13 protein-coding genes are annotated in these 15,660 nt (G+C 69.4%); 6 read left to right on the top strand and 7 right to left on the bottom strand.

The features are described 5' to 3' along the window. Positions 1–12: 12 nt before the first annotated feature. Positions 13–609, top strand: a complete 597-nt coding sequence (locus ABZT93_RS02745; protein WP_356097788.1) for a DUF4291 domain-containing protein — start codon at positions 13–15, stop codon at positions 607–609. Further along, the gene (locus ABZT93_RS02740) at positions 606–1,196 is read left to right on the top strand and encodes a hypothetical protein (RefSeq protein ID WP_356097785.1); all 591 of its coding nucleotides are present in this window, start codon (positions 606–608) and stop codon (positions 1,194–1,196) included. Before ABZT93_RS02745 ends, ABZT93_RS02740 begins: the two co-directional genes overlap by 4 nt. Positions 1,197–1,244: 48 nt before the next feature. Here ABZT93_RS02740 and ABZT93_RS02735 read toward each other — a convergent pair whose 3' ends face one another. Further along, complete coding sequence (locus ABZT93_RS02735) at positions 1,245–1,628, bottom strand: VOC family protein (RefSeq protein WP_356097783.1); 384 nt, start codon at positions 1,626–1,628, stop codon at positions 1,245–1,247. A gap of 93 nt (positions 1,629–1,721) precedes the next feature. On the opposite strand from ABZT93_RS02735, the gene ABZT93_RS02730 reads away from it, so the two are divergent. The 3 genes from ABZT93_RS02730 to ABZT93_RS02720 all read left to right on the top strand — a co-directional run bounded on the left by ABZT93_RS02730 (position 1,722) and on the right by ABZT93_RS02720 (position 4,918). Next, positions 1,722–2,762: an iron-siderophore ABC transporter substrate-binding protein gene (locus tag ABZT93_RS02730; RefSeq protein ID WP_356097780.1), complete on the top strand. Its 1,041-nt coding sequence runs from the start codon at positions 1,722–1,724 to the stop codon at positions 2,760–2,762. 4 nt (positions 2,763–2,766) lie between these two features. Beyond that, positions 2,767–3,753 carry an iron ABC transporter permease gene (locus ABZT93_RS02725; protein WP_356097777.1) on the top strand — a complete coding sequence of 329 codons (987 nt, stop codon included), beginning with the start codon at positions 2,767–2,769 and terminating at the stop codon, positions 3,751–3,753. Positions 3,754–3,862: 109 nt separating this feature from the next. Beyond that, positions 3,863–4,918, top strand: coding sequence for an iron ABC transporter permease (locus ABZT93_RS02720; protein ID WP_356097774.1), 1,056 nt, complete (start codon positions 3,863–3,865; stop codon positions 4,916–4,918). 204 nt (positions 4,919–5,122) lie between these two features. On the opposite strand, the gene ABZT93_RS02715 is transcribed toward ABZT93_RS02720, so the two are convergent. Further along, on the bottom strand, positions 5,123–6,163 hold the full coding sequence (locus tag ABZT93_RS02715) for an NAD(P)-dependent alcohol dehydrogenase (RefSeq protein WP_356097771.1): 1,041 nt from the start codon (positions 6,161–6,163) through the stop codon (positions 5,123–5,125). 180 nt (positions 6,164–6,343) lie between these two features. On the opposite strand from ABZT93_RS02715, the gene ABZT93_RS02710 reads away from it, so the two are divergent. Further along, positions 6,344–7,246, top strand: a complete 903-nt coding sequence (locus tag ABZT93_RS02710; protein ID WP_356097768.1) for a helix-turn-helix transcriptional regulator — start codon at positions 6,344–6,346, stop codon at positions 7,244–7,246. A 6-nt stretch (positions 7,247–7,252) separates the two neighbouring features. Here ABZT93_RS02710 and ABZT93_RS02705 read toward each other — a convergent pair whose 3' ends face one another. The 5 genes from ABZT93_RS02705 to ABZT93_RS02685 form a co-directional block, all read right to left on the bottom strand. Next, a complete protein-coding gene (locus tag ABZT93_RS02705; protein WP_356097765.1) occupies positions 7,253–8,023 on the bottom strand; it encodes an antibiotic biosynthesis monooxygenase in 771 nt (256 codons plus the stop codon). 119 nt (positions 8,024–8,142) lie between these two features. Beyond that, positions 8,143–11,478 (bottom strand): S8 family peptidase, encoded by a 3,336-nt coding sequence (locus ABZT93_RS02700; RefSeq protein ID WP_356098453.1) that lies wholly within the window; start codon positions 11,476–11,478, stop codon positions 8,143–8,145. 200 nt (positions 11,479–11,678) lie between these two features. After that, complete coding sequence (locus ABZT93_RS02695) at positions 11,679–12,362, bottom strand: ABC transporter ATP-binding protein (protein ID WP_356097762.1); 684 nt, start codon at positions 12,360–12,362, stop codon at positions 11,679–11,681. Positions 12,363–12,597: 235 nt separating this feature from the next. Beyond that, the gene (locus ABZT93_RS02690) at positions 12,598–14,052 is read right to left on the bottom strand and encodes an ABC transporter permease (RefSeq protein WP_356097759.1); all 1,455 of its coding nucleotides are present in this window, start codon (positions 14,050–14,052) and stop codon (positions 12,598–12,600) included. Positions 14,053–14,225: 173 nt separating this feature from the next. Continuing rightward, positions 14,226–15,491, bottom strand: coding sequence for an Ig-like domain-containing protein (locus ABZT93_RS02685; protein ID WP_356097756.1), 1,266 nt, complete (start codon positions 15,489–15,491; stop codon positions 14,226–14,228). Between the last annotated feature and the right edge of the window lie 169 nt (positions 15,492–15,660).

Here is a 15,660-nt window from a genome sequence, read left to right as displayed (position 1 = left end):
ACCCTGTACTCCATGCAAGAACCGCAACCGCGGGGAATCCGCGCACTGCACACCGAGTCCACGATCACCGTGTACCAGGCGTACGCGCCGGAGATCGGCCTGCCCGCCGCACGCGAGGGCCGCTTCCCCGCCGTGTGGAAGCGGGACCGGATGACGTGGATCAAGCCGTCGTTCCTCTGGATGATGTACCGCTGCGGCTGGGGCATGAAGGAGGGGCAGGAAACGGTCCTGGCGGTCGAGATCAGTCGAGACGGCTTCGCCTGGGCGTTGCGCAACGCATGTCTGTCCCACTACTCCCCCGGTCTCCACGCCGACCAGGCCGACTGGAAACGCCGGTTGCGCAGATCGCCGGCCCGCGTCCAGTGGGACCCCGAACGGGACCTGCGTCTCCAGCAGCTTCCCTACCGGTCCCTCCAACTCGGTCTCGCGGGCGAAGCCGTCAAGCGCTACGCGGACGAATGGATCGTCTCCATCGACGACGTGACTCCACTCGCCCACGAAATCCACGCCCTCGTACGAGCCGACGACCTGGCCTCCGCGACCCAACTGCTGCCCCCGGAACGCCCCTACCCGACCGAGCCCGACCTCCTGGACCAGCTGCGCCGGTGACCTCCGCCGTCGACCCCGAGCACCTGTCCGCGCTGTGGAGGCGGCGGTGGTCTCAAGGCCCTCCCGTCGCCCACGAGTTGCGCACCCGGCACCCCGAGCGCTGGGTGCGCGTGCACAGCCTGCCCGGGTCGAAGCGCTACCCGGTGACCGAGGAGGAGTACGCCGTCGTACTGGAGCGGTACAACGCCGTACTGGGCGAATTGTTCGGCGGAGGTGAGGTGTACGTCGTGACCGTGGGGTGGTCCTGGGAGCGCGGAGGGCGCGAACCGGCGGAGCGGCGGCGGGAGGTGCACCCGGAAGGGGTTCGTTGGCTGACCCTGGTCGACGAGGACGACCACGGCCGTGCCGAGACGTACACGCATCTCTACGCGGATCGCCGGCCCTGGCGACGCGGCTGTGTCGACCCCATCCTGCGGGAGGTCGCCGACGACGTACTGGCCGGGGTGTTCGTCACCGACGTCGGGATGCGGCGGATCCACCATCCCTACGACGGCGGTGCGGATGTCCTTCTCACCTCGCCCGAGGAACGTGAGCGGCTGCGCGGACGGTTCACCGAGTGGCTGTCCCCGAACGCGTCCGGCCTGTGACCAAGGCCCCCCGGGCCCACGCCCCACACGCCCACGCCCCCAGGACCGTCAGCCCCCGCTGCCGTACGGCCGCGTGAGGATCTCCAGCCGGTGGCCGTCCGGGTCGTCGAAGTACGTGCCCCGGCCTCCGTCGTTGTGGTTGATCTCGCCGGGGCGGTGGTGGAAGGGGTCAGCCCAGTACGTCAGGCCCGCCTCGCGGACACGGGCGAAGATCGTGTCGAAGTCGTCCTCGGAGACGAGGAACGCGTAGTGCTGCGGAGTGATGTCGTCGGTCGTGTCCATGTAGTCGAGGGTCACGCCGTTGGGGATCTCCACCGGGACGAACGGGCCGTACTGCGGGCTCACGGTCAGTCCCAGGACGTCGGCCAGGAAGCGGGCCGAGGCGTGCTTGTCGTGTGCGGCGACGATGGTGTGGTTCAGCTGAACGGTCATCGCTACCTCCTCGTACAGACCCTACTCCGCGACCAGTTAAGGTAAGGCTTGCCTTAATAAGCAGCAAGCCCCCAGTGCCTCCTCGGAGTAGTCGTGCGTACAGCAGCAGTACGGGCCGTCCTGGCCTCGATCGTCGTCGGAGGGCTGCTCGCCGGCTGCTCGTCGTCGGACACCGGCGGGACGACCGAGAAGGCCGACCGGAACCCGGTGCCGGGCACCTCCGAGGGCCCTTCCGCCGCGCCCGGCGTCCTCGCCGACGGCATGGGCTCCGACCGGGCCGGCGACGGGACCTTCCCGCGTACGGTCACGCACTTCGAGGGCAGGACGGCCATCGAGGCGGCGCCGAAGAGGATCGCCGTGCTCAGCACCGGGCAGCTCGACGACCTGCTGTCCCTGGGGATCGTCCCCACGGCCACCACCCGCGCCGACAACGCCGGGCTCGTGCCGGGCTATCTCGCGGACGCCTTCCCGAGGTACGAGAAGCAGCTCGCGGACCTCACCGACGCGGGTACGCGCCAGGCACCCAACCTGGAGACGCTGGCAGCCGCAGAGCCCGACCTCATCCTCGCCAACGACTCCCTCGGCGACCTCTACCCCAAGCTGTCGAAGATCGCGCCCACCGTGATCACCGCGGGCAACGGCATCAACTGGAAGCGCGACCTGCTGCTCGTCGGCGACGCGGTCGGCAAGGGCGAGGCGGCGCGGAAGCTGCTGGACGGGATCGTCGCCGACGCCAAGAAGAAGGGTGCGGGGATCGAGGGCGACCCGGCCGTCTCCATGGTCCGCTTCACGCCCGACCGCACCCGGATGTTCGGCGTCTCCTCCTTCACCGGGTCCATCGCCGTCGACATGGGTCTGTCGCGGCCGAAGTCCCAGCGGTTCAAGGCAATCTCGCAGGACATCGGCGCGGAGAGCATCGACACGGCCGACGGGGACTGGATCTTCTACGCCGTGCAGGGCGACGCGTCCAAGACGGATGCCGCCAGTGTCGTCGCCGGGCCGCTGTGGAAGTCGATGAAGGCGGTCAGGGCCGGGCACGCCGTGAAGGTCGACGACGATCCCTGGTACCTCAACGCCGGGCCGTCCGCCGCGCGGCTCGTCGTCTCCGGACTCGCCGACACCCTCGGCAAGTAGTCGCGTGACACGCAGTCTCACCTGGTCGGCGGCCGCCCTCGCCGTGGCCGCCGCAGGGCTGCTCAGCCTCGCGGTCGGGACGCGGGCGGTGCCGCTGTCCGCCGTGGTGGACGCCCTGCTGCACGGTGGCGGATCGCCGGACGCGCTGGTCGTACGCTCGCTGCGGGTGCCGCGGACCGAGATCGGGCTGACGGCGGGGGCGGCGCTGGGCGTCGCGGGGGCCGCGCTGCAGGCCGTGACGCGCAATCCGCTCGCCGATCCCGGCATCCTCGGGCTGAGTCAGGGGGCGGCCGCGGGGGTCGTGGTCGCCATCGGGCTCGGGCTCGCGAACGGGTTCTCCGGGTACGTCTGGTACGCCTTCGCGGGGGCCGTCCTCGCCGCCTGTCTCGTGTACGGGATCGCGGCCCGCGGGCGGGGCGGGGCGTCGCCGGTGAAGCTGGCGCTGGCGGGGACGGCGTTGGCGGCGATGACGGCCGGGGGCACGACCGTCGTCCTGACATCGAGTTCGACGACTCTCGACCAGTTCCGGTTCTGGCAGGTGGGGGCGTTGAGCGGGCGGGACGCGGGGACGGTCGTACGCATGCTGCCGTTCCTCGTCGCCGGGTCGGTGCTGGTGCTGGTCTGTGCCCGGGGGCTGGACGCGTTGGCGCTGGGCGACGAGACGGCTCGGGCGCTCGGGCACCGGGTCTCGTGGGTGCGGGGGGCCGCGGCCCTGGGGGCGACGCTGCTGACCGCGGCGGCGGTGGCCGCGGCGGGGCCCATCGCGTTCGTCGGACTGGCGGTGCCGCATCTTGCCAGGCGGCTCGTGTCGGGCGGACACCGGGCGGTGCTGCCGATGTCGGCGTTGCTGGGGGCCGCGTTGTTGGTGGGGGCGGATGTGGCGGGGCGGGTGGTGCGGGCGCCCGCGGAGGTGCCGGCGGGTGTCATGACCGCGCTGGTGGGGGTGCCGGTGCTGGTGGTTCTTGTACGGCGTCGGGGGGCCGTCTCGTGATGAGTGCTCTGCGAGCGGCCGCGCCCGGGGAGGTGCCTCGCCCTGTGGTCCCGCGGCTGTGGGAGCGTCGTTGCCGGTCGCGCGGTTCCACGCGCCTCTGGGGGGCACGGTGACCGTACCCGTCGCGGGCCGCGGCCGAACGACGGCCGTGCTCCGGCCCCACCCCCGGGTCTCGCTCCTCATCCACCGCAGGTCCGCCGCCGTGGCGCTCGTCCTCCTCGCACTCCTTCTCGCCGTCATGGGCGTCTCCGCCTGCCTCGGGCAGACGTACGTCTCCCCCGCCGAGGTCTGGCGCACCCTCCGTACCGGAACCGGGCCGTACGACCTCGTCGTCAACGAGCTGCGTGTCCCCCGGATCGTGCTCGGAGCTCTCGTGGGCGCCGCACTCGGCCTGTCCGGGGCCCTTGTCCAGACCGTCACCCGGAACCCGCTGGCCAGTCCCGATGTGATCGGCGTAGGGCACGGGGCGGCCGCGGCAACCGTGATCGCCCTCGCCACCGGGGCCGTCTCCTCCCCCGGCGCCATGCCCCTCGTCTCCGCAGGGGGCGGACTCGCCGCCGCCGCCCTCGTCTACGTGCTGGCCTGGCGGCGCGGTATGCAGGCGGGTCGGTTCGTGCTCACCGGTGTGGGGATCGGCGTCGCGCTGTCCGCCGTCGTGCAGCTGTACCTCGCCGACTCCGAACTCGAGTCCGCCGAGCAGGTCAAGCTGTGGCTGACCGGGAGCCTCAACGGGCGCGGGTGGGAGCAGGCGGGGCCCCTGGCCGTCGTACTGCTGCTGTGTCTGCCCGCCCTGATGTGGGCGAGCAGGGCCGCGCGGCCGCTCGGGTTCGACGCGGACACCGCTGCCGCGCTGGGCGTGCGGGTGGACCGGGTGCGGCTCGGGCTGACCGTGCTCGGGGTGGTGCTCGCCGCGACCGCCACCGGGGCCGCGGGGCCCATCGGGTTCGTCGCGCTGACCTCGCCGCAGCTGGCCCGGCGGCTGACCCGGACGCCCCAGCTGCCCCTGTTGTGCTCGGCGCTGACCGGCGCGCTGGTGCTGGTCGCCGCCGATCTCGCCGCACGGACACTGCTGCCACCCCTGGAGATCCCGGTCGGGGCGCTGACCTCGCTGGTCGGGGGACCGTACCTGCTGTGGCTGCTGGGGCGACGGACGGCCGTACGCTGACGGGTTCGGCCGAGGGCGGCGGGCCGAAGGAACCGTAGGCCGAAGGAACCGTAATGGGACGTCGGCCGCCGGCCGTGCGTCGGAGCGCTCCGGCCGACAGCCGTGGCCGAAGGGCTCACCGGACGGCCGTGCCGAAAGGACACCGGTGCCGTACGGCGAAAGGCCCCGGTGCACGACCGGGGCCCCTCCTTCACACCTTGTGGGTCAGATCGTCGCCGTGTCGATCACGAACCGGTAGCGGACATCGCTGTTGACGACCCGCTCGTACGCCTCGTTGATCTCCGACGCGGTGATCAGCTCGATCTCGGCGCCGATGCTGTGCTCGGCGCAGAAGTCCAGCATCTCCTGGGTCTCGGGGATGCCGCCGATCGCCGAACCGGCGAGGGTCTTGCTGCCGCCGATGAGGGAGAAGAGGTTCAGGGCGATCGGCTCCTCGGGGGCGCCGACGTTCACGAGGGCGCCGTTCGCCTTGAGCAGGCTCAGGTAGGCGCCGAAGTCGAGAGGCGCCGAGACCGTGGAGAGGATGAGGTCGAAGGAGCCCGCCAGCTCCTTGAAGGTGGCCGGGTCGCTGGTCGCGTAGTAGTGGTCGGCGCCCAGCTTCAGGCCGTCGTCCTTCTTGCGCAGCGACTGGGAGAGGACCGTGACCTCGGCACCCAGCGCGTGCGCGATCTTGACGCCCATGTGGCCGAGACCGCCCAGGCCGATCACGGCGACCTTCTTGCCGGGGCCGGCGCCCCACTTCTTGAGCGGGGAGTAGGTCGTGATGCCGGCGCACAGCAGCGGGGCAGCGACGTCGAGGGACAGGCCCTCGGGGATGCGGACGACGAAGTTCTCGTCGACGACGACCTTCTCGGAGTAGCCGCCGTAGGTGGGCTCGCCGTCCTTGCCGATGCCGTTGTACGTGGGGACGTTGCCCTTGACGCAGTGCTGCTCGAAGCCGGCCTTGCAGTTCTCGCACTCACCGCACGAGTCGACCATGCAGCCGACGCCGACGCGGTCGCCGACCTTGTACTTGGTGACTCCGGGGCCGACCTCGGAGACGATGCCCGCGATCTCGTGGCCCGGGACCATCGGGAAGATGGCCTCGCCCCAGCCCTCACGGGCCTGGTGGATGTCGGAGTGGCAGATGCCGGCGAACTTGATGTCGATCAGGACGTCGTGCTCGCGGACCGCCCGGCGCTCGATGGTGGTGCGCTCCAGGGGAGCCTTCGCTGCGGGGGCGGCGTATGCGGCGACAGTGGTCATGCCGGTGTCTCTCCTAGCGAGGGGGTTCGTGCCCGGCTGCCTTCTGTCCATCCGTCCGGGCACGCTCTACACCCTGCCCGACGAATCACGATCCACCCAGGCCACAGCTTTGCGTACGTCCGCTGGTCCTACTACTGGCGGGGACAGGATGCCGAGCGTACGACCGTGAATACTTGACGTATGGACGATATGGCCGAGGAACTGCCCGGAAGCGGCTCACTGGACCGGCGTGCCGAGCTCAGCGAGTTTCTGCGCACCCGGCGGGCCCGGCTGAAGCCGGAGGACGTGGGGCTGCCGGACTTCGGGCGGCACCGCAGGGTGCCGGGACTGCGCCGCGAGGAGCTGGCCCAGCTGGCGGGCGTCTCCGTGGCGTACTACACGCGCCTGGAGCAGGGCAACGGGCGGAACGTCTCGGCGGAGGTCCTCGGCTCGATCGCCCGCGCGCTGCGGCTGACCGACGCCGAGCACGCGCACCTCACACATCTGGCGAAGCCCAAGCAGCACAAGAAGAAGCCGGCCGCGCGGACCGAGCAGGTACGCGGGTCGATCCGGCAGCTGCTGGACGCGATGGACGTCCCGGCGTACGTGTCGGGGCGGCGCTCGGACATCCTCGCCTGGAACCGGATGGCGGCGGCGGTCTTCGGGGACTGGTCGGAACTGCCCGCGCAGGACCGCAACTGGGCCCGGCTGGTGTTCCTGCGGCCGGAGTACCGCGAGCTGTTCGTGCCGTGGCAGCAGAAGGCGACCGACGTGGTCAGCTATCTGCGCATGGACGCGGGCTGTCATCCCGACGATCCGCAGCTGTCCGCCCTGGTGGGTGAACTCTCCGTCAAGAGCGAGGAGTTCAGGCGTCTGTGGGCCACGCACGACGTCAAGGAGAAGAACTACGGCGTGAAGCAGCTCCGCCACCCGCTGGTGGGCGAACTGACCCTGAACTTCGAGTCGTTCCCCCTGTCCGACGGCACCGAGCAGGCCCTGATCACCTACCACGCGGAACCGGGCTCCCCGTCGGCGGACGCGCTCCGGCTGCTGGCGAGCTGGGGCGCGGACGCGACCAGGGCGGGCGAGTCCGCGCGGTCCTGACCCGGCTCAGCCCTGGTACGGCGGTGCGGCCCCCCAGTTCCACTTCGGCACCGGCTGTTCCACGGGCGGCTTGGCGTCCGGTCCCGAGAAGTGGACCGCGAGCCGGGTGCCCCACTCCACGTAGGCGAGGAACGCCGAGCGGAACTCCGGGTCGGTGGGCAGGCCGGCCTCGTCGGCGGCGTCCTGGATGAGGTTCACCCAGCGGCGGCGCTGCGACTCGGTGATGCCGCGGCCGAGGTGCTTGGCGACCATGTGGCCGTGGCCGCCCTGGGTCTCCGAGTAGGCGGTCGGGCCGCCGAAGACCTCCGCGAGCCACAGGGCGACGTGCTCGGCGTGCTCGGGGGCCAGTCCCTCGAACACCGGGGCCAGGAGGTCGTCGGCGAGGACCTTCTCGTAGAACAGCGTGGTGAGGCGGCCGAAGGCCTCGGCGCCGCCCGCCCACGTGAACAGGGTGGGGACCGCGGCGCCCCGGCCGCGGACCGTCGTGGGTTTGTAGTGGCGCATCTCCTCGATGTTCTCGATGTACGGCCGGATCTCGGCGAGGAAGTCCGGGAACAGCTCCGACTTGCGGAAGCCCTCCAGGTGGTCCTCGGTGGATGTCCAGGTGATACGCAGGACGAAGTGCTCGAAGTCCTCCTCGCAGCGCGCCAGTTCGTAGTCGACGCACTGCGGCGCCGCCGCCAGCTGGGTCGCGGCGTGCGTGTAGGCGGACAGGAACTCCGCCGAGCGGTCTTCCGGGATGCGGTAACGGATGTACTCGACGGTCTCTGTGGTCATACGGCCACTCAAACACGGCTGACGGCCGGACGGCACGCGAAAGGCCCGTCGGAAGCAGCTGCTCCCGACGGGCCTTCGACTACTACTGCTTACTGCTTACTACTACTGCGTCCCGCGGATCACTTCGCGTAGTACGCGTTGTAGATCGAGATCGTCGACTTGTTGCCCTTCTTGTCGGCGATCTTGGCGTGGAAGGAGATGGCCTTCCCCTTCGCCGGGTTCTTCACGGTGATCTTGCCGCCCGAGACCGTGACCTTCTTCCAGGTCTGGCCGTAGTCGTACGACACGTACACCGCGAGGGACTTCAGGTTGGAGCCCTTGGCGGAGCCCTCGACGGTCAGCGGGATCTTGACCGTCTTGCCGGCCTCGACCCTGCTGTCCAGACCCGTGGCCGCGTTGAAGCGGACCATGGAGGCGGGCAGCTTGGTGAAGTCGGTCGTCTTCTTCGACGAGAACGTCCAGCTGGCGTCGATCCGGGTGGAGGCCGCCGCGACCTTGACACTGCGCTTGACCGAGGTCGTCAGCTTGTACGAGGCCTGGCCGGCCGGGACCTTGAACGTCTTCTCGCCGAACAGCGGGTCGTCGTTCGAGCCGACCTTGACGCCGTTCTTGTACAGCGTGGTCTTGACCGAGGTGAACGCCGAGGAACCGGCGTGGGCGTTGCTGTCCGCGAACAGCGGGAGGGAGCCGAGGATTTCGTTGCCGTTGCGGTACAGACCGAAGTCGGCGTTGAGATGCGGGCCGAAGACCGCGGTGTTGAAGGTTTTCGCGTACGACTTGCCGCCCTTGAAGGACTGCGGGACACCGAGCGAGTAGTACGCGTCGGCGATCGGGAAGCCGTCCGGGTCCACGCCGCTGTCCTGCTCGAAGTCCATTCCCCACTTCACGCCGCTGAGCGTGGACAGGTAGAGCGTGCGGGTGCTGGGCAGGGTCTGCGGGATGGCGATCGAGGACCCGAAGCTGCTGAAGGGCAGCCAACCGACCGGACTGATGGAACCCTTCTTGCCGCCCGCCGCGGCACCGAGGTTGACCTTCACCTTGGCGAGCTCGCTCGCCTTGTAGTGCTTGGTGTAACCGGTCGCGAGCTGCTGGACCACGCCGCCGCCGGTGGTGTCGTACTGCTCGGTGGCGCCGTTGCTCCAGTGGCCGTCCCATGTCTGGGTCAGCGAACCGTCGGTGATCTTCGAACCGAGGCCCTTGGTGCGGAACCCCTCGTAGGTGTCCAGGAGCTGCGCGAAGCCGAAGGAGGAATCACCCACGCCGACTTCGTAACCCGTCATGCCGAACTCGGACTTGGCGCCCGAGGCCGGGACGGTGATGTCCACCGGCTTGGCCGTGCGCGCGTCCAGCGTGAGCGAGGTGTCCTTGGTGACGCTCAGCTTCGGCTGGGCGATCCAGTCGACGCCCTTTGCGGGGACGTCCGCGTCGACGTAGACCGAGGAGTTGAGGGAGTACGTCCCCTTGGGCACGCGGATGGTGACGGTGCCGTCCTCGTCGTACGGCATGTACCACTTGCCGACACCGAGGCCCGTGAGGGCGTCCAGGCTGGCGGAGTAGTTCTTCGTCGGCTGACCGTCACGGTCGAGGACCGTCAGCGTGACGGCGTACGACTCGACCTCCCGCTGCACCGCCGCCGCGGTGCGGACGGTCTGGCCGCCGCCCGTCGCGGTCACGTACGCCGAGTACGCGCCGTCGAGCGTGCCGCCCAGCTTGGTGTTGACGGTGACGTCGACGGAGGCCTTGCCGCCCGCCGGGACCGTCACCGTGGTGGCGCCCAGCTTGAAGAAGCCGGCCGGAGCGGCCTGCCCCTTCGGGTTGGTGGCCGTCGCCGACAGCTTGAGCGTGACGTCCTTCGTACCGAGGTTGTGGTACGTCAGCGGCTTGGTGTCCGGCTTGTCGTCGGTGTGCGGCCACAGCTGCGTGCCGAAGCTCACCGAGACCGGGTCGGCGATCACGCTCTGCGTGATGGCCTTGTCGACCTGGATACGGCCCGAACCCTGCTGGAACGGGGTGTACTTGCCGCCCTTGGCGGAGCCCGTCAGGGCGCCCTTCAGCTCGGCGTAGCCCCAGTCGGGGTGCTCCTGCTTGAGGATCGCCGCCGCGCCCGCCACATGCGGGGTCGCCATCGACGTACCGGAGATGGTGAGGTAGCCGGCCGGCTTCTCGCCGACCTCCTTGTCGATGAGGCTGCCGGGAGCGGCGGCCGCGGTGATGTCCACGCCGGGCGCGGTCACGTCGGGCTTGATCTGCCCGTCGAGGCCGGGGCCGGTGCTGGAGAAGGAGGCCAGCTTGTCCTTGTCGTCGACCGCGCCGACGGTCAGGGCCGAGGCGGCGCTGCCCGGGGAGCCGATGGTCTGGTCGCCGAAGTCACCCTCGTTGCCGGCGGCGATGGCGAACAGGATGCCCTTGGTCTCCGAAAGCTTGTTGACCTCGGCTTCCAGCGGGTCGATCTCCGGGGTGTCGCCGCCGCCCAGGCTGAGGTTGACGACGTTGGCACCCTGCTCGGCGGCCCACTCCATGCCGGCCAGGATCTGCGAGTCGTCGCCGTAGCCGTCGTCGCTGAGCACCTTGCCGTTGAGCAGCTTGGCGCCGGGGGCCACGCCCTTGTACTTGCCGCCGGACTTCGCGCCGGTACCGGCCGCGATGGAGGCGACGTGCGTGCCGTGGCCGAACTTGTCGGTCGCGTCGGCGGAGGTGGAGAAGTTCTTGGCCGCGATCACCTGGTCCTTGAGGTCCGGGTGGGTCGCGTCGATGCCGGTGTCCAGGACGGCGATCTTGACGCCCTTGCCGTCATAGCCCTTGGCCCAGGCCTTCGGGGCACCGATCTGGGGCACGGACTTGTCGAGGCTGGCCTTGCGGACGCCGTCGAGCCACACGTGCGCGATGCCGGAGGCGGTCTTGTCGCCGTTGGTGACCGCGTCCCACAGCTCGGGCGTGTCCTCCTTCGGCGTCTGCACCGCGTCGGCGTTCAGAGAGGTCAGGGAGTGGCGGAGCGTGCCCGCGTCCCGGACGTCCGCCTTGGTGGCGCTCGCCGCGCCCTTGTAGCCGACGATCACCTTCAGTCCCTTGCTCTGGGACTTGCGGGTGGCGGCCTTGTTGAGCTCGGTGACGTCGAACAGCCGCTGGTCGAGCTTGCCGCTCGACACCAGGCGGACGACGTCGGACGGCAGCACATAGGTGTGGCCGTCGGTCTTGCGGAGCTGCACCGGTATGTGCTCCCGGCCCTTCGCGGGCTCCAGGCCCACGACACGGCCCTTCGCGTCCACGACGACGCGGTCACCGGTGATCAGGGTGATGCGGTGCTTGGGCGCGAGCTGCGCCTTGTTCGACTGCACCTTGTCGGACTGGGAGACGCTCGATGTCGGTTTCGCGTCCGCCGAGGCCGGGCTGGTCATGCCCGCCGCAAGCGCTACCGCGGCCGCCGTGGCGATCGTGGCCGCGCACGCTCTTTTCACTTCTCTGCGCAAGATTCCCCCTTGCAGAAGGTCCGGGTGAATTCCCCGTTCACCCGCGCGGGGGCAGACTCGCACGCGTATACGTGCACCCCCCGGTGTTCGAAGTATGCCGAGGGGTGATCACGACCTCAATAGACAACTCCCTGACAGCAAAGTCTGTTACAAGACCGCCGGGTTCAGCGGGAGTTGAAGCCGCTCGCTCAGGTGGCGGCGTTCTCCTTCACGGTGATCCTGCCCTTGCGGATGGTGGCGACGCGGGGGGCCTTTTTCGCGATGGCGGAGTCGTGGGTGACCATGATGAAGGTCAACCCCAGCTCCTTCCACATGCGTTCGAGTAGGTCCATGATCTCGTCGCGCATCGACTCGTCGAGGTTGCCGGTGGGTTCGTCGGCGAGGAGCACCTTCGGCTGCTTGACGAGGGCACGGGCGATGGCGACGCGCTGCTGCTGTCCTCCGGACATCTCGGAGGGCAGGTGTGTGAGCCGCTCCCCGAGCCCGACGGAGGTCAGGGCCTCGGCTGCCCGCTCCCGCCGCTCCTTCACCTTCACGCCGAGGGGTACGAGGGCGGTCTCGACGTTCTCCTGGGCGGTGAGGGTCGGGATGAGGTTGAAGGACTGGAAGACGAAGCCGATGTTCTCGCTGCGGACCTCGGTCAGCTTGGCCTCCGACAGTTTCGCCAGGTCGGTGCCGTCCAGCACGACTTCGCCCTCCGTGGGCTTGTCCAGTCCGCCCAGCATCTGCAGGAGCGTGGACTTGCCGCCGCCGGTGGGCCCCTGGATGACGAGACGGTCCCCGTCGGCGATGGTGAGGTCGACACCGGCGAGCGCGTCGATGGTGTCCTTGCCTCGGGTGTAGCGCTTGGTGACGCTTCTGAGTTCGTACATGGTGAGCTCCTGGGGTGGTGGGGTTCGGGGGTGGGGCGGTGCGTGGTCGGCTGCGGCTGGGTGGGGGCTGGTCGCGCAGTTCCCCGCGCCCCTGAGCGGGTGCGGCTGGGCATGCTTTGTCTGCACCCACCCAGGGGCTCGGGGAACTGCGCGACCGGCCACGGCGCTCCCGCACCCGCGAGATCACGAGGCGAGGCACATCCGTGGGCGCACCGGAACCGCGCGCCGACGCCCGCTACTCGACTCGGCGCAACGCGTCCGCCGGCCGCAGCCGGGACGCGCGCCAGCCGCCGAACGCTCCCGCGATGAGACCGCCCGCCACCGCCAGGCCGACCGCGATCGCCACTGTCGTCAGGCTGACCGGGGCGGTCAGGGCGACGTCCAGCGTCTTGGCGGCCACCCGGCGACCGGGACCGCTGAAGCCACCCCCGCCACCGGGACCACCGGCTCCACCGCCGCCGCCCAACTGCGCCTGCAGCGTGGGGCTGATGGCCGTGACGACGTACGCGCCCGTGAGACCGAGCGCGATGCCCAGCGCCCCGCCCAGCAGGCCGTTCACCATGGCCTCGCCGACGACCTGACCGGTCACCCGCCCCGACTTCCAGCCCAGTGCCTTGAGCGTGCCGAACTCCCGCACCCGGCGCGACACCGCGGACGAGGTGAGCAGTCCGGCGACGAGAAACGCGGCGACGAGCACGGCGATCGACAGCCACTTGCCGACGTTCGTGGCGAGCGAGGAAGCCGTGGACAGCGAACCCGACACCGTGTCCGCGAGATCCGCCGAGGTCGTCACCGTCGTCCCCGAGATGTTCTTCTGGATGGTGGACTTGACGGAGTCGATCTTCTGCGAGTCGGTCGCCTTGACGTAGATCGTGGTGACCTTGTTCTTCGAGTCGCTGAGGGTCTGCGCCTGGGTGAGCGGGATGTAGACGTTGGCGGCCGCGTCCCCGCTGTCCGCGGTGGCGACGCCGATCACCTTGAACTTGACGCTCTTGACGGTGACGGTGGAACCGACCTTGAGCTTCTTCTCCTTGGCGTACGCGGAGTCGACGACGGCGACCTTGGCGTCGGTCTCGGTCGACTTGAACGTACGGCCGCTGGTGATCTTGGAGGAGGTCAGCGGGCCGAGGGCCGCCTTGGTGACGTCGGTGCCGAAGACGGAGTAGTTGTTGACGTCGAAGTTGGCGCCGCCGCCCTGTACTTCACCCTGCGGCCGGCCGGTGCCGCCGCCGTTGCCGCGCTGCGGGTTCCCGCCGTTCTGGCCCTGCTGGAACTGGCCACGGGTGAACTGCCCACTCACTTTGATGACTTGCAGGCTCAGCCCGCCGACCGCGTCCGAGACCCCGGTCTGCCGGCCGACCTTGGAGACCGTGGAGGTGGACAGGGTCTGGAACCCCTGCACCAGCACCCGGTCGCTGCTCTGCTCCGAGTCGGAGCCGTTGTCCTGCGCGTCGAACTGGAAACGCGGCCGGTCCGACGAACCGGCCTGCGGCTGGGCGGCCTTGGTGACCGTCATGTCGGTGCCCAGTCCGTACAGCGACTGCAGGACCTTGTCCTGGGCCTTCCCCATGCCGGACGACACGGAACTGACCACGATGACCAGCGCGATCCCGAGCGCGAGCCCGGAGGCGACGACGAGGGCCGCCTTTCTGCGGCGGCGCAGTTCGCGCCTCAGGTAGGTGAAGAACATGTCCGCAAGCTAGGTACGGCGCGTGATGACTCCATAAGGCCCGAATAAGAGCTGCATGAGAAGGCTGTCCGGGAGCCAGGAGGGACCCCGGACGGAGCTGTCCGGCTGAACCACGAAAAGGCGGTCGTCCCCGCGGGGACGACCGCCTTTTCGCGTCAGTCGGTGGGCGGCCGTCAGACCGCCGAGCCCGCCTTCCAGTCGGCCCAGTTCAGGTTCCAGCCGTTGAGGCCGTTGTCCGGGGCCACCGTCTTGTCGCCGGTGTTGGAGACGACCACCACGTCACCGACGATCGAGTTGGTGTAGAACCAGTAGCCCGCCGTGCCGGTGTCGTTGGCGCCCTTGGTGTCGGACAGGCCCACGCACCCGTGGCTGGTGTTCACGTTGCCGAAGACCGACTTGGCGCCCCAGTAGTTGCCGTGCACGAAGGTGCCGGAGTTGGTGAGGCGGATGGCGTGCGGCACGTCCTTGATGTCGTACTCGCCCTTGCCGTCGTCGTCGGTGAAGCCCACGGTCGCGCCGTTCATGCGCGTCTCCTTGAACTTCTCGGACATCACCATGACGCCTTCGTACGTCTTGTTCTCCGGCGAACCGGCCGAGATCGGGATGGTCTTGATCGTCGTGCCGTTGTGGGTGACCTTCATCTGCTTGGTCTTGGCGTCGACGTACGAGACCTGGTTGCGGCCGATCTTGAAGGTGACCGTCTTCTGCTGGACGCCGTAGACGCCGTTGGCACCCTCGACACCGTCGAGCGCGAGCTTCAGCGTGACGGTGGAGTTCTCCTTCCAGTAGTCCTCGGGGCGGAAGTCGATGCGGTTGGCGTTGAACCAGTGACCGACGACCTCCTGACCACTGGTGGAGGAGACGGTGATGCCCTTCTGGACGGCCGCCTTGTTGGTGATCGCCTTGTCGAAGTTGATCGACACCGGCATGCCCACGCCGACGGTCGAGCCGTCCTCCGGCGTGAAGTTGCCTATGAAGCTGTTGGCCGGCGAGACCGTCGTGAACGAGGCGTTCTCGTGGGCGACGAGGCCGTCGGAGTCCTTGGCCTCCGCGGCGACCTTGTAAGTCGTGGAGCGCTCCAGCTGGGTGTCGGGCTTCCAGCTGGTCTTGTCGGCGGACAGCTCGCCGGCGACCTTCGTGCCCTCGGAGGTCGTCATCGTCACGTCGGTGAGCGTGCCCTTGCTCACGGTGACGGCGGCGGAGTTGTTGATGGAGGCGTTGTCCGTGCCGTCCTTGGGCGTGATCCTGATCTCGGCCTGTGAGCTCTTCTTCGCCGCCGCCTCGTCGGCCTTGGCCTGCGAGGTGTCGCCGCCGCTGCCGCTCGACGAAGAGTCGTCGCCACCGGAACAGGCAGAGAGCACCAGCACTCCGCCGAGCAGAGCGGACGCGACCGTCAGGCCCCTGCGCCGCTTACTGACCGTCATCACACGCTTCTCCATCGTTGCCGAATCCCAGAAACCCCGAGAGTCCCCGTCAATAAAACCTAAACGCTACGACCGGTTCGTCCCGTTCCACCTTCTCGGAAGGTGTGGGGCACACCACGTCCGCCGTGGCGGCAGGTGCGTCTGTCGGTCCGTGCGACCCATGAGACGACGAAACCCCGGACGG

The organism is Streptomyces sp. NPDC005303 (assembly GCF_040607335.1).
Classification (GTDB): Bacteria; Actinomycetota; Actinomycetes; order Streptomycetales; family Streptomycetaceae; genus Streptomyces.
Note: the sequence above shows the minus strand (reverse complement) of the source record. Positions and strands in the feature narration are given on the sequence as shown.

Excerpts from the sequence above, each read along its gene's own strand:
- ABZT93_RS02745 (WP_356097788.1), top strand. The coding sequence starts at position 13 with ATGCAAGAACCGCAACCGCGGGGAATCCGCGCACTGCACACCGAGTCC.
- ABZT93_RS02735 (WP_356097783.1), bottom strand. The coding sequence starts at position 1,628 with ATGACCGTTCAGCTGAACCACACCATCGTCGCCGCACACGACAAGCAC.
- ABZT93_RS02715 (WP_356097771.1), bottom strand. The coding sequence starts at position 6,163 with ATGACCACTGTCGCCGCATACGCCGCCCCCGCAGCGAAGGCTCCCCTG.
- ABZT93_RS02710 (WP_356097768.1), top strand. The coding sequence starts at position 6,344 with ATGGACGATATGGCCGAGGAACTGCCCGGAAGCGGCTCACTGGACCGG.
- ABZT93_RS02705 (WP_356097765.1), bottom strand. The coding sequence starts at position 8,023 with ATGACCACAGAGACCGTCGAGTACATCCGTTACCGCATCCCGGAAGAC.
- ABZT93_RS02695 (WP_356097762.1), bottom strand. The coding sequence starts at position 12,362 with ATGTACGAACTCAGAAGCGTCACCAAGCGCTACACCCGAGGCAAGGAC.
- ABZT93_RS02690 (WP_356097759.1), bottom strand. The coding sequence starts at position 14,052 with ATGTTCTTCACCTACCTGAGGCGCGAACTGCGCCGCCGCAGAAAGGCG.
- ABZT93_RS02685 (WP_356097756.1), bottom strand. The coding sequence starts at position 15,491 with ATGGAGAAGCGTGTGATGACGGTCAGTAAGCGGCGCAGGGGCCTGACG.